We start from the raw sequence: 20,290 nt of genomic DNA, 5'->3' as shown, positions 1-20,290 counted from the left end.
GGAATTCATTGAGAGATTGAACTCTCAAAACTGAACGAACAAAGAACGTCACGTTTCTTGTAAATATTCCTTAGAAAGGAGGTGATCCAGCCGCACCTTCCGATACGGCTACCTTGTTACGACTTCACCCCAATCATCTGTCCCACCTTAGGCGGCTGGCTCCAAAAGGTTACCCCACCGACTTCGGGTGTTACAAACTCTCGTGGTGTGACGGGCGGTGTGTACAAGGCCCGGGAACGTATTCACCGCGGCATGCTGATCCGCGATTACTAGCGATTCCGGCTTCATGCAGGCGAGTTGCAGCCTGCAATCCGAACTGAGAATGGTTTTATGGGATTCGCTTAACCTCGCGGTTTTGCAGCCCTTTGTACCATCCATTGTAGCACGTGTGTAGCCCAGGTCATAAGGGGCATGATGATTTGACGTCATCCCCACCTTCCTCCGGTTTGTCACCGGCAGTCACCTTAGAGTGCCCAACTGAATGCTGGCAACTAAGATCAAGGGTTGCGCTCGTTGCGGGACTTAACCCAACATCTCACGACACGAGCTGACGACAACCATGCACCACCTGTCATCCTGTCCCCCGAAGGGGAACGCCCTATCTCTAGGGTTGTCAGGAGATGTCAAGACCTGGTAAGGTTCTTCGCGTTGCTTCGAATTAAACCACATGCTCCACCGCTTGTGCGGGCCCCCGTCAATTCCTTTGAGTTTCAGCCTTGCGGCCGTACTCCCCAGGCGGAGTGCTTAATGCGTTTGCTGCAGCACTAAAGGGCGGAAACCCTCTAACACTTAGCACTCATCGTTTACGGCGTGGACTACCAGGGTATCTAATCCTGTTTGCTCCCCACGCTTTCGCGCCTCAGCGTCAGTTACAGACCAAAGAGTCGCCTTCGCCACTGGTGTTCCTCCACATCTCTACGCATTTCACCGCTACACGTGGAATTCCACTCTTCTCTTCTGCACTCAAGTTCCCCAGTTTCCAATGACCCTCCCCGGTTGAGCCGGGGGCTTTCACATCAGACTTAAGGAACCGCCTGCGCGCGCTTTACGCCCAATAATTCCGGACAACGCTTGCCACCTACGTATTACCGCGGCTGCTGGCACGTAGTTAGCCGTGGCTTTCTGGTCAGGTACCGTCAAGGTACCGGCAGTTACTCCGGTACTTGTTCTTCCCTGACAACAGAGTTTTACGATCCGAAAACCTTCATCACTCACGCGGCGTTGCTCCGTCAGACTTTCGTCCATTGCGGAAGATTCCCTACTGCTGCCTCCCGTAGGAGTCTGGGCCGTGTCTCAGTCCCAGTGTGGCCGATCACCCTCTCAGGTCGGCTACGCATCGTGGCCTTGGTGAGCCGTTACCTCACCAACTAGCTAATGCGCCGCGGGCCCATCTGTAAGTGATAGCCGAAACCATCTTTCAGCTTTTCCTCATGTGAGGAAAAGAGTTATCCGGTATTAGCCCCGGTTTCCCGGAGTTATCCCAGTCTTACAGGCAGGTTGCCCACGTGTTACTCACCCGTCCGCCGCTGACTTCAGGGAGCAAGCTCCCATCTGTCCGCTCGACTTGCATGTATTAGGCACGCCGCCAGCGTTCGTCCTGAGCCAGGATCAAACTCTCCATATAAGAGTTGATTAAGCTCGTTTGTCTTTTCGAAAAAGACTAATGATTAAACGTTGACGTTTCTGTTTTGTTTAGTTTTCAAAGAACTAATGTGCTAACTTCTTTCGAAGTGACAACGATATTCATCTTATCATCTTCTTTTAAGTAAGTCAACAGCTTTTTTACTTTTTTCTATTCAATATTCAAACAGATAAAAAGTTTCATTGCCGCTGAGCGAATAACCCTTAGCGACAAAAACTATCTTACAATAATTTATGACCTAAAGTCAATACTTTATATAAAAAAATTGCATACGCCATAATTTTTCTCAAAACCATGCGCATGCATCTTTTCGTCTTTAGAGAATATACCTCTGTGTCCATTCTTCAATTATGTCCAGCATTTCAGCGCTCAGCGGCTTTGAAAGACTTCTTTTATAAATCGACTTCAGCTTTAGCATAGAAGTTTCCTCTTCCTGATCTCTAAGAAGATGGTTCATATTCGGGACTTTATAGCTCTCAGCTGGGCCATTCACTTTTTCAGCAAAAAGATGCACATGCTCAGGATCCACTTGAACATCTTTATTACCGGTAATAGCAAGAACGGGACATGTAATTGCAGCCAAATCTTCTTCCATATTATATTGAAAGTGCTCTCTTGCCCATTTTGCATTGATCTTTGTAAATCCCTTTTTCATTACTGCCTCTTCTGATTCCATCATTTCATCGAAAATTTTCTTTTGTTTGGAAGCAGCCGTTTTATGAACTTTTAAGGCACGGAGAATAACTCCATTAAATCCTTTCATCACTTTAACTTCCTCTTCCAGCAGTTTTACTTGCAGCTCAGATGCATTCCTGACATTTTCCGCGTGACCGGCAAGAAAGATAATACCTGCAGCTTCCGCCTTCTTATTAATAGGAGGAATTAATGTACATCCTTCACTGTGACCCAGCAGAAAAATTCTTTTATGGTCAATTTCCGGCAGTTCGAGAGCCGCCTTTACAGCTGCTGCTCCGTCGTTAACTAAATCCCACATGCCTGTTTGATAAAAGTCACCGCCGCTCACACCGGCTCCCCGTTTGTCATATCTAAGAACCGCCACCCCAAGGGATGCAAAAAACTCAGCAAGCATCTTATAAGCATTCATATGCATAACCTTCGCATTGCCTTCCCGGTCAACAGGGCCTGAACCATGAATTATAATAATAAGAGGAAGCTTTCCTTCTGACTCCTTCGGAAAACTCACTGTCCCCTTTATTTTTACATCTGTATTAAATTCGAACTCACGTTCTTTCATTATGAGTACCCCCAATTAATGACTTTACTTATGAGACGCTTATTAATAAATATCGTTCAGTTTTTTAATTATTTTTTTGAGGCAATACTAAGAGCAATTCTTATTCGTATTAGAAAGGGCTGATTTTATGCCAAGGAAAGCAGCATCAGCAGACAGCGGGGAAGAGACCAAGAAGGATACTGAAGCACCATCAAATACCCCTATCACAAAAAATGAGGATGACATCAGCAAGCTAAATCGGATGCTAGCTTCTGTTTTAAATTATCTATCGGATGATGAGGTAGAAGAAATCGATATCGAGTATCTGCTTGCAAATACGGAAGGACTGCGGGAATGGTGGAAGCAATACAGGGAAAATAATAAGAAACAAATCGAGGAAGAAATTAAGAAGTCACTTGGCTCATTATCGCTTGAGGAGCTCGAGAGTATCCGCGAACAAATAAAGAGTAAATAGCTTTGCCATTAAAAAGGACTCGTTTGCCTATAGCATACGAGTCCTTAACTTTTTATTGTTCCACAAGCTCTCCGCCTGTTAACTCAATATGTCCTTCTCCCCAGTTGCACATCGCATCCAGGATCGGGCGAAGTGACCATCCGTAATCTGTTAGTGAATATACAACCTTAGGGGGCACTTGATCATAAACAGTGCGGTTTACAACTCCATCCTCTTCAAGTTCGCGAAGCTGCTGAGTCAGCATTTTTTGCGTAATCCCAGGCATAAGGCGTTTAAGCTCACTGGTTCGCTTTTCACCTTTAATTAAATGACACATAATTACAACTTTCCACTTCCCGCCAATCACATCTAAAGTAGCTTCTACCGGAATATTGTAAGCCAACTTCCTTCCCCCTCTTTTTGATAGGCACTAGAAAGTACCTACATTACTTTAAAGTGCGTACTATTCATTTCGAATCATGCCATCCATAATAGCATAAGGAAGCATAAAACAACATGGTGAAATTGACCATAGGGTACTTTTTAGTGCCTGCATTACTTTAAAGTACGTACTGTTCACTATGTTTGACATGCTCCATACTATCTATCATAAGATTGCATGGCCAAGGCGCCTGGCTATACTTTCTTAACTGCTATTACTTTAATAAGGAGGATTCATTGCTGATGAATTCAATTGCAATAAATAGACAAAAAGAAAAAGGCAGTACTCCAGCCCTTTTTGCACTCGCAATCAGTGCATTCGGCATAGGGACCACAGAGTTCGTGCCTGTAGGGCTTTTATCTACCATATCAGGTGATTTGGGAATATCCATTACATTGGCCGGTTTATTGATTTCCGGTTATGCCATGGGAGTTGCCATTGGTGCACCTGTACTAACTGCTTTAACCAGTAAAATGAACAGAAAGTATTTGCTTATGTCATTAATGGTTTTATTTATCATCGGAAATTCTGTCGCAGCCATGTCTTCATCTTTTGCCCTTTTGCTTGCTGCGCGTTTTATAACAGCTTTTTCACACGGCATCTTTTTCTCAATTGGTTCGACCATTGCTGCTGATTTAGTTCCTGAAAATAAACGGGCCAGTGCGATCGCCTTTATGTTCACCGGCTTGACTGTAGCAACCGTGACAGGTGTACCGCTCGGAACGTTTATTGGACAGATATTTGGCTGGAGAGCCACCTTCTGGGGAGTGGCTCTGTTAGGGATAATTGGGATTATCGCCAGTGCCATACTGATTCCTGCAAATCTTAAACAAGCACCAGCTTCCAAGTTTAGTGAACAGCTGAAAATTTTAAACAGCGGAAAACTGCTTTTAGCATTTAGCATTACTGCACTCGGATACGGAGGAACTTTTGTAGCTTTTACCTATCTGACACCCCTTCTCGAAGATGTAACAGGGTTTAGCGCAAAATGGGTCAGCATTATTCTGCTTGCTTACGGAGTGGCCGTGGCTATTGGCAATGTTCTTGGCGGAAAAGCTTCTGACAAAGATCCATTAAAAGCGTTATTTTGGATGTTTACTCTGCAAGCCATTATTTTGGGCCTTCTCACTTTTGCAGCACCTTTTAAAATTCTTGGGCTTATTGCTATTTTTCTAATGGGCTTATTTGCTTTCATGAATGTGCCAGGCCTTCAAATTTTAGTGGTAAACCTGGCTGAGAAATATGTTCCTTCAGCTGTCAATGTGGCTTCCGCATTAAATATCGCAGCGTTTAATATCGGGATTGCTATCGGCTCATTTGCCGGCGGACTGATTGTCGACTCTATCGGCTTAATTCACACACCCTGGATTGGCGGAATAATGGTGCTTGGGGCCGTATTTCTGACGGGATGGCTAAAAAAACTTGAGAAACAAATTGACTAATTAAGGAGTGACTTATATGAATAAACTATCTTTATCTGCTACTGCAGCACTTGCAAATGGAGTTAACATGCCCAGGGTTGGCCTTGGTGTATTTAAAGTGGAAAAGGAAGAAGAACTAATAACAGCTGTTAAAGCAGCAATTGAGATTGGATATAGAAGCATCGACACAGCTTCCATCTACGGCAACGAGGAATGGGTCGGAGAAGCCATCCGCCAGTCTGACTGTAATAGAGAGGAACTTTTTATCACTTCAAAAGTGTGGAATTCCGACCAGGGCTACGAAGCAACTCTTAAGGCGTTTAACACCTCATTGGAAAAAATGAGGCTTGAATATCTTGACCTTTATTTGATCCATTGGCCTGTTGAGGGGAAATACACGGAAACTTGGAGAGCACTGGAAGATTTATATAAAGAAGGCAAGATCAAAGCGATTGGCGTCAGCAACTTTCAGATCAGCCATTTAGAAAATCTATTGAAAGCAGCTGAGGTCAAACCTATGATTAACCAAATTGAATTGCACCCGAAATTGGCTCAAACTGAACTTCGCGCCTTTGCTGCCAAACATAACATGCATATTGAAGCGTGGGCTCCACTAATGCAAGGCGGATTATTCGAAAACGAGGTCCTGACTGAAATGGCTGAAAAACACGGAAAATCCATTGCCCAAATTGTCCTGAGGTGGCACCTGCAAAACGGCATTATCGTCATCCCTAAGTCAACAAAACCTCATCGCATAGAAGAAAATGCAGGTTTATTTGATTTTGAACTATCTCAGCAGGACATGGAATTGATTAATTCCTTAGATGAACATTTACGCGTCGGCCCAGACCCTGACAATTTTGATTTCTAAATATACCGACGAGGAGCAGCAAGCTCCTCGTCTTTTCTTATCAATAACTTGATCAGGTTACTTAATAAAACAGCCTTTAATGAACAAGATAAAAAGAAACAATCTAAGTCGTTTGAAAAAGAGCCAGAGAGACAAAGGGGGTTCCTGCATAATGATTTTTCTTATATACCTCATGATCAATATGTTCGTATTGTTTCTTTTTATTAAACTAAAGAAACATCTGCATATTTTGGAAGTCCTCGTCTATTGGATGGTGAGCTCGTATCTTTTTCAAAATCTTTCAGCCCTATGCTATATGAACTTCAAAACTCTCGTCATTCCGGAACAACTGAGCTATGAATTCGCCCATTTTCTTAATCGTATTTTGCTTTTCCCTGCATTGATGGTCCTTTTTTTGAACTATTTTCTTATCCAGAAAACATACAAGAAAAAGCTCCTTTTAATCATCTTTTTTATCTTGATCTTAGGCGGGCTGGAATGGCTTGGGCATACAGCTGGAGTGCTGATTCATGTTCATTGGAAAATTTGGTGGTCATTTACTTTTTGGCTGGTGTCACTACTGGCATTAATCGGCTTTATGAAGTTTTTCCGCAAAATCCTATATAGAGGGGATTAGACTTTATGAATGTAACATTTGATTGGAATGAATGGTTCTTTATTATATCTTCCGCAATTGCCATACTCTTATTTCTGCCGATCCGTAAGTACTTCCCCCCCGTTTTAGTAACGGTCATATGGATTTATAACCTTGCATTGGTTGCAACCATTGATTACTTTCTCCTGGCCACGCCTTTTCAGATGTATCTATTTGGTGACAACCCTACTTATGAACTATCGGGGGCCCTCTTTCATTTTTTTATGTACCCTTGCTCTGCTTTGCTGTTTTTATTTGGCTTTGACCGCTGGGAGCTATATGGCAAAAAGTCTATTTGGTACATACTTGGCTGGAGTGCCTTTTCCCTATTCTTCGAATGGCTTACTGTTAAAAATCATGCACTGATCTATACAGGATGGAAGCTGGTCTATTCAATCCCGGTTTATCCGGCAGCGGCTGTCATGCTCATTATTGTGTTTCGCTTTGCAAAAAAGAGACTTATGGATCCCGAGCTTGAAGGTTCTTCCAAGATAAATTGAAAAAAGCAGGGACTCTAAAATGGTACCTGTAGGAAGGACACTCGAAAAAGAGAGTGTTCAACCTACAGGTATTTTTTATATACTTGAATTAAGAATATGGGGATTAGGAGACATTATGAGTAAAATAACTTTTTCAGCTAATGAGATAAAGACACTTCAAAAAAATCCAAATGTACAGCGTGTCAGTGAAAGCTCTATTACCTACACAGATGAATTTAAAAGTAGATTCATAGATGAATACCAAACCGGCAAACTCCCTCGTCAGATCTTTGAGGAGAATGGATTTAATGCGGACATCATCGGCATTAAACGAATTGAACAGTCAGCTCACAGGTGGAAAAAAGCCTATGAAAAGAATGGCCTAATTGGACTTAAAGATTCAAGGAAAATGAGTTCCGGAAGACCTATGAAACGCGAGCTTACAGCAGCTGAAATAATTGAACGGCAAAAAGCAAGAATTGAGCTTTTGGAAGGACAGGTGAACTTGTTAAAAAAGCTAGAAGCGACAGAAAGGAGGCTGCTAAACTCAAACGAAAATCTAACTCCGAATAAGGCATACCAATTGATCCAGGAAACTATTGAACAAAATGGCTTTAAGGGGATGACCAAGTATTTTTGTGGTCTTCTTGATGTATCCCGTTCGGGATATTACAGCTACCTGAAAGCCTCCTCTGTCCGGGAAGCAAGGGAGAAACTTGACCTTGAAGCAAAGGGAATCATCCTAAAGGCATTTAACAAACGCGGATATAAGAAAGGTTCCCGCTCCATAAAAATGATATTGGAGAATGAATTTAACATAGTCTTTAGCCGTAAAAAGATACAGAGAATCATGAGAAAATACGGAATCGTTTGTCCTCACAGAAAACCCAACCCTTATAAAAAGATTGCGAAAGCTACAATGGAGCATCAGGTTGTCTCCAATAAACTAAACAGGGAATTTAAGCAAGGGATACCGGGAAAAGTGTTGCTTACGGACATTACCTATTTACCATATAACGGTAAGTGCATGGCTTATTTGTCGACCGTAAAAGACGCTTCCACCAACGAAATTTTGGCTTACCATGTGTCTGACCGAATCACATTGGACATAGCCACGAAAACGATCCATAAATTAATGAACAACAAGAAAGTTAAACTCCATAAAGATGCCTTTATCCACTCAGACCAAGGAAGCCATTACACAAGTCCGAGTTATCAGAAGCTATTAAAGAAAAACGGTCTGGGTCAGTCCATGTCAAGGAGAGGCAACTGTTGGGATAACGCTCCACAAGAATCATTCTTTGGCCATCTTAAAGATGATGTTGATTATAAATCGGCCACATCATTGAAGGAATTGCGGTCAAAAATAAAACATTATATGGTCTACTATAACAATTACCGTTATCAGTGGAACTTAAAGAAGATGACCCCCATTCAATATAGGAATCATCTTCTAGCTGCTTAACCTCTTTTTTTATATTGTCCTTGAAATAGGTGCCAGTTTACTCCCCCTGCTCTTTTCAATTTATTTAATTGTTTTTAAAAGCGGCAATGTAATCTCTATTAAAGTACCTTCACCAATCTTGCTTTTATATACAATGCTGCCATGATGCTGCTTAATGATCTTATGGCAAATCATAAGTCCAAGACCTGTCCCTTTTTCTTTTAATGTATAAAAAGGTTCACCCAGTCTCGGCAGAAATTCGTCAGGTATTCCGCACCCCTGGTCCTGGAATGAGACAATACATTCCCCGTCATTATTACTCTTGAGGGAAACCTCAATCTCCCCTCCGTCATCCATAGCTTCCATGGCATTTTTTAAGATATTCAAAAAAACCTGTTTGATTTGATTTTTTTCACATAATATCAAAAAATCACTATCTGCAAAATTCAGCTTAAACTGGATTCCGTTCATATTTGCCTGCGGAGATAATAAATCGACTGTATTCTCAATAATATCCGTTAACTTAGCTGTGTCCATTTGTATGGCCTGAGGTTTTCCAAGCGAAAGCATTTCAGTGGTGATATTTTCAATGCGCTCAAGTTCGCTTAGCAGCAATTCATTAATTTGGCTATTGCCGCTCTTATAAAGCTGCAGAAACCCTTTAATGGTTGTAAGCGGGTTTCTGATTTCATGGGCAACCCCGGCTGCAAGCTCCCCGACAATCGATAATTTCTCAGACTGCAAAAGAAATCCCTCTGCTTTTTTTCTCTCAGAAATATCCCTGCTAATCATGACGACATGCTCGATTACACCATTTTCACCTTCAACCGGCATACAAAGTGATTCAAATTCTATCCAATGGCCTTCTCTATGCTTTAGGCGGAACTCCATAGCCATTCTCTCATTATTCTCAAATATCCTTTGCATGCCTGCCTGAAATTTTTCCGATTCATCAGGATGAAGAACAATATCCACTTCCATCTTTTGCAGTTCGGTCACTTCATATCCTAAGACGAACTCATGAGACGGAGATAGATAACTCAAACTGCGATCCCTGTCCATGACAGCGATAAGGTCTGATGTATTTTCAGCGATTAACCGGTACTTAGACTCACTTTCTTCCAGCGTTTTTTCCATCCGCTTTTTTTCTGTGATGATTCGAATCAGCCTTTCATAGGATTCAATCAGCAAACTCCCAACAATGACACCAAGACCCACAAACAGAAGATATTGCAGATGAAAAATCGGGCTGTCTCTAAAAACGTTAAAAATGATAGGCACCGTTATAATATAAATGACACAATACACACCATATAATATGACCGTTTTTTTAACCGCCTTATGGTGCTGGGTATATCTATGTATGACAGTGAAAGCAATCAAAATAAGCAGCAGCCCTATTACAGCAGGCAGCCAATTCTCACTGACTGCAAGCCTTGTGACAAGAGCAATCATTGCGGTAATAAAACCTGCTCCCGGTCCCAAATAGGAAAACACCAAAATCAGAATGGCATATCGAATATCATAGGAATAACCCTGCTCGTTAAAAGATAAACCCACTAGAATGACAGAAATAATGCCTGCATATATGCCGCCCAAAAGATGCAGGTCCTTAAGCGGTTTATGACTCATAAACGAGCGGAGAATTAAAGGCACACTGACCAGTAATGAAAAAATGGAGAGATTGACAATGTAGTCTAATAGTATCAAGGAGGTTCCCACCTATATTGAGAAATTCTTAATATTCTTTCTTTATCATAAACCAGAGGTGATGACCTTTCCACTACTATTTTAGTACCCGCAAAAGGAAATGTAAAAAAGGCCAATCCAGGGAAGGAAAGGCCTTTTTTCGCTATACTTTCTTCACAAACTCCGATTTCAGCTTCATGGCGCCAAAACCTTCGATCTTACAGTCAATATCATGATCGCCCTCCACCAGGCGAATATTTTTCACCTTGGTTCCAATCTTAATTACAGAAGAAGTGCCTTTCACTTTAAGATCCTTAATGACGGATACCGTATCTCCATCAGAAAGGACATTTCCATTAGAATCCTTAATCACCTTTTCGTTCTCAAGACTGTTGATTTCGGATTCCGCTGTCCACTCATGTGCACACACAGGACAAACTAAGAGCACCCCATCCTCGTACGTATACTCTGAACTGCATTTTGGGCAATTAGGCAAACTAGACATTTCGTTTTCCTCCATTGTTCAGCATTTTTTTCCGTTTAGCTATGAAAACCAATACCATTATAGCCGCTATAATAACGAATGCAATAACAGTATATAAGATGTATGTTTGATTTTCATTCACATCCTGTGGAATAAACCGGTTCGCAATAGGACCCACAGATATTAAAAAGGGAATTATAATCGTAAACCATGTTTTTGTATAAATAGCAGAAACAATAAATATAACCGCACAAACAGCCACAATTACATTATTCTGTATGGGGGTTGCTGTAAAAATCGGTTCAAAACCCTGTTTCTGATTCCAAAGTAAAACCATCACCATTATGCCTGTCATAGCAGCGCCAGTTCCTAAAAGAAGAACCGTACTCCACTTGGAATGAAGAAATTTAGGAAGCACTCTGAAAATCAGAACACCATAACCTCCGACTGCGATTACTCCTGCGATAATAGCGATCCAAAGTATACCTTTGGATAAAGAAAAGTTCCCTTCAATTGCAGGGCCTATGCTGACATAAGCACCCAGCATAAGAATCATCAGCGGCACCAGTCCCGCCACCTGACGATAATCGGTAGTCATTGATTCTCCGATGCTTTTCATATATCGCTTTGGGCTATCCCCGATAATATGAGACACATCTTTCCCATCGGCTTCAGCTTCCATTAAATGCACTTCAAGCTCTTCTGTTATTTCATTTATCTCATCATCGTTTTTTCCTTTTGACATCAGGTAAAAACGAAGCTCTGTCAAAAACTGTTCAGACTCTTTTGAGACCATTGTTTATATCCCCCTTTTATTCAATACATTCTCAACAGATGAACTTACCTGTTCCCAGCGCACAATAAACAGGTCCAGCTCCTGTTCCCCTTTTTCAGTTAATGTGTAATATTTTCGTTTAGGTCCAGCCGTTGACTTTCGCAATGTAGCACTGATCAGCTCTTCCTTTTGCATACGCAGAAGCAGCGGATAAATTGTGCCCTCGCTCAATGAGCGAAATCCATATGACTCCAATTTCGCCGCCAGTTCATACCCATATATCTCCCCTTCTTTAATGATAGCTAATAGACAACCGTCCAAAATTCCCTTTAACATTTGCGTGGTATCTGACATTCACCTTACTCCTTCCACTACCTTGTATTACAAGATAATCACCTGCAGTTAAATACCTTGCAATACAAGATATACTTTTAATATAACCCCTCACTATATTGTAATGCAAGGTATTTTTATAAAAATAGGAAATTTATTACCATTTGATTAATCAATTTTACCTTGCATGTCGATTGTTTTCAGCCAAAGAGGGAATAATAATTCAATGCGGACCAGCCGCTGCTTAACTCATGCTTAATCACATTCTCAATTATATACTTAAATCTCATATTAGTTGAGATTATCACAGGCAAAAAAAAGGTAATAATGATAAGAAAGAGTTATACTGTTTTTAACGGAATCAAGGCTGCTTTTAAAGTTCCATTCCGAACTGATATCACCTATAAAAAAAGCGGAATTTATATTGGCTTCCTATCTGTGCATTTAAAGTTTCCGCCAACCAGGCGAAAAGGGACAAAGTTCACAGCTTTTCCCTTGACAAAAAAATCAACGTATATGATAATTATTACCGAATTAGAATTATTATTAAATAGTTCGCTATTTAATTAATAATCATATCACTCAACCATTTTAAGGAGGAATTTAATCATGGCATTAATCGGTTCAGAAGTACTACCATTCGCAGCAAAAGCTTACCATAACGGTGATTTCATCGATGTTACTGAAGAAAACTTCAAAGGAAAGTGGAGCGTAGTATGCTTCTACCCTGCAGATTTCACATTCGTATGCCCTACTGAATTAGAAGACCTTCAAAATGAATATGCAACTTTAAAAGATATGGGAGCAGAAGTTTATTCTGTATCAACTGATACTCACTTCACTCATAAAGCATGGCACGATAATTCAGAAACAATCAACAAGATTGAATACGTTATGATTGGTGACCCTAACCAAAGAATTTCCCGCAACTTCGAAGTTCTGAACGAAGAAGATGGACTTGCAGAACGCGGAACATTTATCATCGATCCAGATGGCATCATCCAAACTGTTGAAATCAACGCTGGCGGAATCGGCCGTGACGCAAGCCAGGTTGTAAGCAAGCTTAAAGCAGCTCAATATGTACGCAACAACCCAGGTGAAGTTTGCCCGGCTAAGTGGAAAGAAGGATCTGAAACACTTAAGCCAAGCCTTGATCTAGTAGGTAAAATCTAAGGAGCACGATAATCATGTTACTTGATGCAGATATTAAAGCACAATTAGCTCAATATCTTCAGATGATGGAGGGCGACATCCTTCTAAAAGTCAGCGCTGGGTCAGACAAAGTATCCAGCGACATGCTGGCTTTAGCAGATGAGCTGTCCAATATGTCCTCTCACATTAAAGTTGAGCGTACTGAATTACAAAGGACGCCAAGCTTTAGTGTAAATCGTCCAGGTGAAGATACTGGCATTACCTTTGCAGGCATTCCTCTTGGACATGAATTTACTTCCTTAGTGCTTGCTCTGCTTCAAGTTAGCGGAAGAGCACCTAAGGTTGACCAGAAAGTCATCGACCAGGTGAAGAAGATTGAAGGCGAATATCGTTTTGAAACTTATGTCAGCTTAAGCTGCCACAACTGCCCTGATGTAGTACAGGCTCTTAACGTCATGAGTGTTCTTAACCCTAATATTTCACACACTATGATTGATGGTGCTGCTTACAAAGAAGAAGTAGATGCTAAAGAAATCATGGCAGTGCCGACAGTTCTTTTAAATGGCGAATCATTCGGCAGCGGCCGTATGTCCCTTGAAGAAATTCTGGCGAAAATGGGATCAGGCCCTGATGCATCAGAATTTGCAGATAAGGATCCTTATGATGTGCTTGTCATTGGCGGCGGCCCTGCTGGATCTAGTGCTGCCATCTATGCAGCACGCAAAGGTATTCGCACGGGCATCGTTGCTGAACGCTTTGGCGGCCAGGTCATGGATACTTTAGGCATCGAAAACTTCATTAGTGTGAAGCACACAGAAGGACCTAAGCTTGTTGCAAGCCTTGAAGAACACGTGAAAGATTATGGCATCGATGTCATGAATCTGCAGCGTGCCAAGAGACTTGAAAAGAAGGACCTTGTTGAAATCGAACTTGAAAACGGTGCTGTTCTGAAAAGTAAATCAGTCATCCTTTCAACTGGTGCACGCTGGAGAAACGTCAACGTGCCAGGCGAAGCAGAGTTCAAAAACAAAGGGGTCGCTTACTGCCCTCACTGTGATGGACCATTATTTGAAGGCAAAGATGTAGCTGTTATCGGCGGAGGCAACTCCGGTGTTGAAGCAGCGATTGACCTTGCAGGGATTGTTAACCATGTAACGGTTATCGAATTCAATCCTGAATTGAAAGCAGATGCCGTTCTGCAGGAACGCCTGAACAGCCTTCCTAACGTAACGGTTGTTACAAATGCTCAAACAACTGAAATTACCGGAACTGACAAAGTAAACGGTATTTCATACATGGATCGTGAGACAGAACAAACACATCATGTTGAACTGCAAGGTGTGTTCGTCCAAATCGGCCTGGTTCCTAACACAGATTGGTTAGGCGACCAGATCGAGCGTACCCGCTTCGGCGAAATCGTTGTAGACAAGCGCGGTGCCACAAACATCCCAGGTGTATTTGCTGCAGGAGACTGTACAGACAGTGCCTATAAGCAGATCATTATTTCTATGGGATCCGGCGCTACCGCAGCTCTTGGTGCGTTTGACTATCTGATCCGAAATTAATTTCCAACCTAAAACCGCTTACTGCTTTTGGCAGGAGCGGTTTTTTTATTTCATTATTTACTCTCCATTGCCACTGCCTTAGAAAACTGCTTTCACCTATTTCAATCAAACGTTTGATTAAAAAAAGAAGCACAGACATAGCCTGTGCTTCACCATTTTTATCAATGTACCAATAAACCTTCTTTGTACTTTTTCTCAAGCGTTGGCCAATACTCCTTGTTGGCTTCGATAAGATCATCCAGTATCTTTTTCGCCACAATGGCAGATGGAATCGTCTTGTTAAGTGTAAATGCCTGCAAGGCTTTTTCATAAGATCCTTCTGTTATGGCCTCCACCAGAATTTTCTCTGATGCCAATTGCTGTTCGATCATGGCTTTGTGGAAGCACGGTATTTCTCCGACATACTCAGGAACAGGTCCCTTATTGGTAATTAGGGCAGGCACTTCAATCATGGCATCTGCCGGCAGGTTAGGAATGGTTCCTTTGTTTTCTACCATTACGAGATAGCGTTTTGCCAGATTCTGTGCAATGGAAACAGTGACATCAACAATAAAGATTCCGTGTACACCAACATGGAATGCATCGTCCAGGATGCCAGTCTCCTCAAACTTACTGACCGTTTCAAATAATGATTTTTCTCTGCCAGCCATAACCTCATTTGCACGGGTATACTCTTTGTTTGAGTTCTCTACAATATAATCCGGCAGCAGGTAATACTGCAGATAAGGGTTCGGAATGTAATCCGGGAAGAAATCCATTATCGGCTTGATGTTCTTAAATGTCTTGATCCAGGATGAATCGGCATGACGATAGTCGATTTTAGAAATGTCCTCTGTCAGCAGACCCCATTTGCTGATATGCTTACGAAGCTCAGGAAGACGGTCAACTCCATCCACTTCAACTTTTGTAAACCAGCCGAAGTGGTTTAAACCAAAGTAATCTACCACAAGGTCTTCTCTTTCAACCCCAAGGATCCCCGCCATGTTGCGCATCGTTGCCACCGGCATGTCGCAGATGTTAATGACCTTAGCATTGGGACGCAGTTTGCGAACCCCTTCCGCTACAATGGAGGCAGGATTTGAATAGTTGACAATCCAGCATGATTCCTTCGCATATTTCTCTACAAAATCAATAAGCTCAACCATTGGGAAAATTGTTCTTAAACCATATGCCAGTCCGCCTGGCCCACATGTTTCCTGGCCGACCACATTGTGTGACAGAGGAATTTTTTCATCCAATTCCCTCATTGCATATTTGCCGACACGCATTTGTGCAAACACAAAGTCTGCATCTTCAAATGCTGTTTCCGGGTCGGTTGTCTCGGTTATATTAATAGAATCTGTATACTCTGCAATAACCGCTTTGGCTGCAACTACTACCTTCGATTGACGCTCTCCATCAATATCGTAAAATCTGATTTCAGATAGCGGTAAATCTTCTAATCTATCCATTAAGCTTCTCACAATACCTGGTGTATATGTGCTTCCGCCGCCAGCAATCGCCAGTTTATACGTTTTCATAGTTAAGTCCTCCCAGTTTTTGATCGACTTGATCCCGAACAGATTTTACATTTAGTCCATATACAACCTGAACGTTGTTGCCTGACTTGATGACACCTTTTGAACCGGTTTCCTTTAACATCTGTTCATCCACTGCACTTGGATCCTTTAAAACAAGTCTCAATCTTGTATAACAGTTATCAACATTTTCGATATTTCCGCTTCCGCCAAGTGCCGTTACAATTGTCTCTCCAAGAGGAGATCCTGCTGAGGCATTTCCTTTTGCCTGAATGCCTGCGGGCTGAACCTCTGCTTCTGTCCCTTCTTCACGGCCAGGTGTCTTAAGGTTGAATTTCAAAATCAGGAATCTGAAGATGATAAAGTATGCTGCAAACATGATCAATCCTACGACAATGAACATCGGCCAATTAGACTTCTCCGTGCCAAGCGGCAAGTTATAAAGAAGGAAGTCAATAACACCATTTGCACCGATGGCATGAACACCAAAGATGTTTAAGAGCATCATTCCTGCACCGGCCAGAACGGCATGGATAAAGAACAGGATTGGAGCGGTAAATAGGAACGCAAATTCAATCGGCTCCGTTACCCCAAGCAGAAATGACGTGACAGCTGCCGGAAGCAGAATCGCTTTTGCCATTGCTTTTTTATTTTTATCAGCTGTAACGTACATGGCTAAAGCTGCGCCAATTAAACCGAACATCTTTGCCAGGCCGCGTGCATCCCAGTTCACTGTGCTGCTTAATACAGCCACACTTGGGTCAGCCATTTCCGCAAAATAAATATTTCTTGCACCATGGACGACTTCGCCTGCTACTGTTGCCGTTCCGCCTAATTCTGTATATAAGAACGGTGTATAAACGAGGTGATGAAGTCCTGTCGGAATCAGGATTCTTTCCAGGAAACCATAGATAAGGAAACCAAAGTCTCCTAGACTTCGAATACCATTAGCCAGTGCAGTAATACCATTCTGGACAATCGGCCAAAACTCTGCTGCAAGAGCACCTAAAATCATCGCACTTGGGATTGCCAAAATGGCGACAAAGCGGTGACCTGAATAGATGGAAAAAACGCCTTTAAATTCTGTATCGCAATATTTATTATGAAGAACACCAACTAAAGCTCCGATTAAGATACCTGCAAAAACACCCATTTCCAGAACTTGAACATTCAATACCATTGCCTGTCCGGAAATCTGCATTGCTTCTGCTGGAACTAAACGCTCTGAAAGATTCAGAACCTGATGCATCGCATTAATAAAAATGACAAAGGTTACTAATCCTGTTAATGCTGCATAACCTTTATCCTTCTTTGCCAAGCCGATCGGAATGCCGACCGCAAAGATCAGGGCGAGATTCTGAAGTATGGAAACTGCCGAAGAAGAGATAAACTTCCCGACATTTTGTATCATCGGATTTTCAAGAAATGGGACGTACTGTGCCAGATTTCCGTTACCAAAAACATTACCAAAAGCAATGAAAAGACCAATGATCGGTAATAGTAAGATCGGGGCAAACAAGGATTTTCCAAATAGCTGGAGACCATTCACCACTTGTTTCATAGTTGTCTTCCTTTCTAAGTAAAAGTAAACGCTATCATTTCATATCCACAGTATAGCTTGGAATCTAAACTGCAGGAATGGGAATGGCGGATTCTGTACAATGTCACTAAATAAAGTAACATGTTACATGGCCTAATATTCTTTGATAATCCCTTTTTTAATAGCTAAAATCAGAATAATATCAATGAGCATAAACATATTCGACTCAAATGAGGTAATCTCAAATTCACGCTGGGATTCGATGGTCGGATCAAGAATAGTAAACACAATATCAGCCAATTTCGCCGTTGTGCTTGTATCATTTCCTGTGAACAAAACGGTCTTTAAGCCCTTTTCCTTAGCAATCTGTACTTTTTCAATCACCTTGCTTGTCTCCCCGGATCGCGAAAAGACAATCATCAGCCGATACTTCTGGATATTATTAAAGAAAATCGCCCGGCTGTCACTAGTCGATGTATTTGAAACGTAATATCCGAAAAGCTCCAATTTCTTAGCAAGATAATTAGAGAACAGCGTAGAGAAGCCTGCTCCGTAAAAATAAATCATCTTATGCTTTTTAATTTCATTTAAAAACTCCTGGATGCTCTCCTCATCTATGTAATCAAATGTAGTTCTGATATTTTTTATAAATTCACCAATACCTGCTTCCATTGGAAGATGGATCTCTTCTACTGATCCAGCATCTGAACTGTGAACCTTCTTAACTTTAAGGCCAAGATTATATACAAACTCACTGTATCCGCTAAACCCAAGCTTTTTACACAAACGAATGATGGACGTAGTTGAAACAAACAGCTCATCCGCTGCTTTCCGAATACTTAATTGCTGGTCATCTATTCTGCTTTCGATCAAAAAAGAGAGTATCTCTTTCTCTGACTGATTCAGGTCTTTATCAATTGTATAATCTAAATAGATCTTCTCTGCATTATCCATTGGTTCACCTCTTTCTTATTATGGACGGGTGGTTTTATTTAAGCCATTTCTATTATAAATGAGACAGCTGAAAATTTTACTGTTTTACAGCAAAAAAGGGATGCCGCATTAACGCAACTCCCCTCTCGATCTTTAATTCACCGCCATTCTCCCCAGTGGCCCATTTTCATCAATAATATCCTGCAGATCATAAACGGATATCGGAAACATTGGGAATCCATAGGCGTATGGCGTGATTTCATATAGCTGGAAATAGACAACAAGCGCTTTGTCTGCAATGTAAAAATCCTGGTCTGGCTTGATTGCAGTAAAATCAACCAGGAGCGGAATGTCTCTTTCTTTAATTTGCACAGCAATCAAGTCAGAAATCCGTTTTACATAGTTGCTTCCCGGCTTGAATAAATCGTTAAGTGCCGCCTGCTTCCCCTTCTGAAGATCAAACGTCAGCGATTTTATTACTGTCATTCCATGAGCAGCATGATAATGATACACATAGTTGTTCAAAGACAAACTCAGCACATCCCGCTGATTATTTTTAATTTCATAATATCCATACAAATCCACAACGGTTGTATCCATATTGCCTGTCTGTTCGTTAATGAGCTGCTGGTTTTGCCTGAGAATGGTATTGTTTATAAATTCCTGCAGCTGCTTATTGTGCATGCCTGATACACGGGGGTAATAAACGACTTTGGTGGGCCCGGTGCTGATTGTCATCGTTTTAATGCCTACTGGAAAGTTGATTGCCACGGCCATCCATCCTTTTTGTTTTTTAACACATCCTATTCAACTCTGAAAAGTTGGCAACATCCATCTGAATATTTACATTTCTTTACTCAATTAAGCTATGCTCTTCCTGTGATTTTGTTATATAATATTATATAACGATATATTTCTGGAGGAGCCTTTATGAAATTAAACAATTCAAGTTCAAGGCCTTTGTATGAACAGTTAATGCATAATATAAGGGATGCTATTGAAAAGGAAGTGTATCTTCCAGGTAAAAAAATTCCCAATGAAGGTGAACTTTGTGACATTTATGGAGTCAGCCGAATCACCGTTAGGAGGGCCATTCAGGATTTGGTGGAAGAAGGCCTATTAGAGAGAAAGCAAGGAAAAGGCACATTTGTATGCAGAAGAAAGTTAGCGCGGGAATTAGTCACCATAGATGGATTCTCTAATTTCAGCAAGCAGCTGGGGAGAAAATCCTCTAAAAAAGTATTAGGCTGCGAAGAAATTAGAGCAACAAAAGAGATCGCGAAAGCTCTTCAGCTGGAAGTTGATTCTCCAGTATTAAAGCTTTCACGAATCATGTATTTTGATAATGAGCCCTTTTCCATTGATGTTGCACATTATTCTCTTGAACGATTTCCAAACTTGATTAAGAGGATCTTTGATTTTGATTCCACTTATGAAGTATTGAAGAATATTTATCATGTGGATATGCAGGCAAGTTCATCAAAAAAAATCCTTACGGCTGCACCGGCAACTGAAAAAGAAGCAGAACATCTTGACTGCGACATGGGAGATATACTTTTTAATATCGATAAAACGGTCTATGATGATAGTGGTGTACCTATTCATATTTCCATGACGAAAGTTCCCACCACACATATCGCCTTTACTATCTCAACATAAAAGAAGAACCAGCTCCTAAATG

Annotated in this window: 19 protein-coding genes and 1 rRNA gene; 9 read left to right on the top strand and 11 right to left on the bottom strand. The window is 41.4% G+C overall.

Going from position 1 to position 20,290, the window contains the following annotated elements:
* Positions 1-74: 74 nt before the first annotated feature.
* Together BK139_RS10695 and BK139_RS10690 are read right to left on the bottom strand one after the other, a co-directional pair.
* Positions 75-1,624, bottom strand: a 16S ribosomal RNA gene (locus BK139_RS10695).
* 334 nt (positions 1,625-1,958) lie between these two features.
* Positions 1,959-2,897, bottom strand: a complete 939-nt coding sequence (locus BK139_RS10690) for an alpha/beta hydrolase (RefSeq protein WP_076258435.1) — start codon at positions 2,895-2,897, stop codon at positions 1,959-1,961.
* Positions 2,898-3,024: 127 nt separating this feature from the next.
* Between BK139_RS10690 and BK139_RS10685 the strand changes: the two genes are divergently transcribed.
* A complete protein-coding gene (locus BK139_RS10685; RefSeq protein ID WP_076258432.1) occupies positions 3,025-3,351 on the top strand; it encodes a hypothetical protein in 327 nt (108 codons plus the stop codon).
* 52 nt (positions 3,352-3,403) lie between these two features.
* Here BK139_RS10685 and BK139_RS10680 read toward each other — a convergent pair whose 3' ends face one another.
* A complete protein-coding gene (locus tag BK139_RS10680; RefSeq protein ID WP_061793047.1) occupies positions 3,404-3,733 on the bottom strand; it encodes a winged helix-turn-helix transcriptional regulator in 330 nt (109 codons plus the stop codon).
* Positions 3,734-4,014: 281 nt separating this feature from the next.
* Here BK139_RS10680 and BK139_RS10675 point away from each other — a divergent pair, with 281 nt between their 5' ends.
* The 5 genes from BK139_RS10675 to BK139_RS10655 all read left to right on the top strand — a co-directional run bounded on the left by BK139_RS10675 (position 4,015) and on the right by BK139_RS10655 (position 8,642).
* Positions 4,015-5,214, top strand: coding sequence for an MFS transporter (locus BK139_RS10675; RefSeq protein ID WP_076258454.1), 1,200 nt, complete (start codon positions 4,015-4,017; stop codon positions 5,212-5,214).
* A gap of 16 nt (positions 5,215-5,230) precedes the next feature.
* Positions 5,231-6,064 carry an aldo/keto reductase gene (locus BK139_RS10670; RefSeq protein WP_076258429.1) on the top strand — a complete coding sequence of 278 codons (834 nt, stop codon included), beginning with the start codon at positions 5,231-5,233 and terminating at the stop codon, positions 6,062-6,064.
* Positions 6,065-6,215: 151 nt separating this feature from the next.
* The gene (locus BK139_RS10665) at positions 6,216-6,680 is read left to right on the top strand and encodes a CBO0543 family protein (protein ID WP_076258426.1); all 465 of its coding nucleotides are present in this window, start codon (positions 6,216-6,218) and stop codon (positions 6,678-6,680) included.
* Positions 6,681-6,685: 5 nt separating this feature from the next.
* A complete protein-coding gene (locus tag BK139_RS10660) occupies positions 6,686-7,198 on the top strand; it encodes a hypothetical protein (RefSeq protein ID WP_076258424.1) in 513 nt (170 codons plus the stop codon).
* A 115-nt stretch (positions 7,199-7,313) separates the two neighbouring features.
* A complete protein-coding gene (locus tag BK139_RS10655) occupies positions 7,314-8,642 on the top strand; it encodes an IS3 family transposase (protein ID WP_076258451.1) in 1,329 nt (442 codons plus the stop codon).
* A 60-nt stretch (positions 8,643-8,702) separates the two neighbouring features.
* Here the strand turns inward: BK139_RS10655 and BK139_RS10650 are convergent, their stop codons facing one another.
* From BK139_RS10650 to BK139_RS10635, 4 genes are all read right to left on the bottom strand, one after another.
* The gene (locus BK139_RS10650; protein ID WP_076258422.1) at positions 8,703-10,331 is read right to left on the bottom strand and encodes an ATP-binding protein; all 1,629 of its coding nucleotides are present in this window, start codon (positions 10,329-10,331) and stop codon (positions 8,703-8,705) included.
* Between the two features lie 142 nt (positions 10,332-10,473).
* Entirely contained in the window at positions 10,474-10,815 is a 342-nt protein-coding gene (locus BK139_RS10645; protein WP_076258420.1) for a zinc ribbon domain-containing protein YjdM, read from the bottom strand.
* Positions 10,808-11,590 carry a hypothetical protein gene (locus BK139_RS10640; protein ID WP_076258418.1) on the bottom strand — a complete coding sequence of 261 codons (783 nt, stop codon included), beginning with the start codon at positions 11,588-11,590 and terminating at the stop codon, positions 10,808-10,810. The genes BK139_RS10645 and BK139_RS10640 overlap by 8 nt, the downstream gene beginning before the upstream one ends.
* Positions 11,591-11,593: 3 nt before the next feature.
* A complete protein-coding gene (locus BK139_RS10635; protein WP_076258416.1) occupies positions 11,594-11,923 on the bottom strand; it encodes a PadR family transcriptional regulator in 330 nt (109 codons plus the stop codon).
* Between the two features lie 588 nt (positions 11,924-12,511).
* On the opposite strand from BK139_RS10635, the gene ahpC reads away from it, so the two are divergent.
* Entirely contained in the window at positions 12,512-13,075 is a 564-nt protein-coding gene (gene ahpC, locus BK139_RS10625; protein WP_009335870.1) for an alkyl hydroperoxide reductase subunit C, read from the top strand.
* Between the two features lie 14 nt (positions 13,076-13,089).
* Entirely contained in the window at positions 13,090-14,619 is a 1,530-nt protein-coding gene (gene ahpF, locus BK139_RS10620; protein ID WP_076258412.1) for an alkyl hydroperoxide reductase subunit F, read from the top strand.
* A gap of 161 nt (positions 14,620-14,780) precedes the next feature.
* On the opposite strand, the gene BK139_RS10615 is transcribed toward ahpF, so the two are convergent.
* From BK139_RS10615 to BK139_RS10600, 4 genes are all read right to left on the bottom strand, one after another.
* Entirely contained in the window at positions 14,781-16,139 is a 1,359-nt protein-coding gene (locus BK139_RS10615; RefSeq protein WP_076258409.1) for a 6-phospho-alpha-glucosidase, read from the bottom strand.
* Positions 16,126-17,697 (bottom strand): PTS transporter subunit EIIC, encoded by a 1,572-nt coding sequence (locus BK139_RS10610; RefSeq protein ID WP_076258407.1) that lies wholly within the window; start codon positions 17,695-17,697, stop codon positions 16,126-16,128. Before BK139_RS10610 ends, BK139_RS10615 begins: the two co-directional genes overlap by 14 nt.
* Positions 17,698-17,829: 132 nt before the next feature.
* Positions 17,830-18,630, bottom strand: a complete 801-nt coding sequence (locus BK139_RS10605) for a MurR/RpiR family transcriptional regulator (RefSeq protein ID WP_076258405.1) — start codon at positions 18,628-18,630, stop codon at positions 17,830-17,832.
* 132 nt (positions 18,631-18,762) lie between these two features.
* Positions 18,763-19,380 carry a DUF3298 and DUF4163 domain-containing protein gene (locus tag BK139_RS10600; protein WP_175609099.1) on the bottom strand — a complete coding sequence of 206 codons (618 nt, stop codon included), beginning with the start codon at positions 19,378-19,380 and terminating at the stop codon, positions 18,763-18,765.
* A gap of 159 nt (positions 19,381-19,539) precedes the next feature.
* On the opposite strand from BK139_RS10600, the gene BK139_RS10595 reads away from it, so the two are divergent.
* Positions 19,540-20,268 (top strand): UTRA domain-containing protein, encoded by a 729-nt coding sequence (locus BK139_RS10595; protein ID WP_076258403.1) that lies wholly within the window; start codon positions 19,540-19,542, stop codon positions 20,266-20,268.
* Positions 20,269-20,290 lie beyond the last annotated feature (22 nt).

This window comes from Paenibacillus sp. FSL R5-0490, assembly GCF_001956215.1.
Taxonomy (GTDB): Bacteria; Bacillota; Bacilli; order Bacillales; family Cytobacillaceae; genus Cytobacillus.
This window is presented reverse-complemented; position numbering and strand designations above follow the sequence as displayed.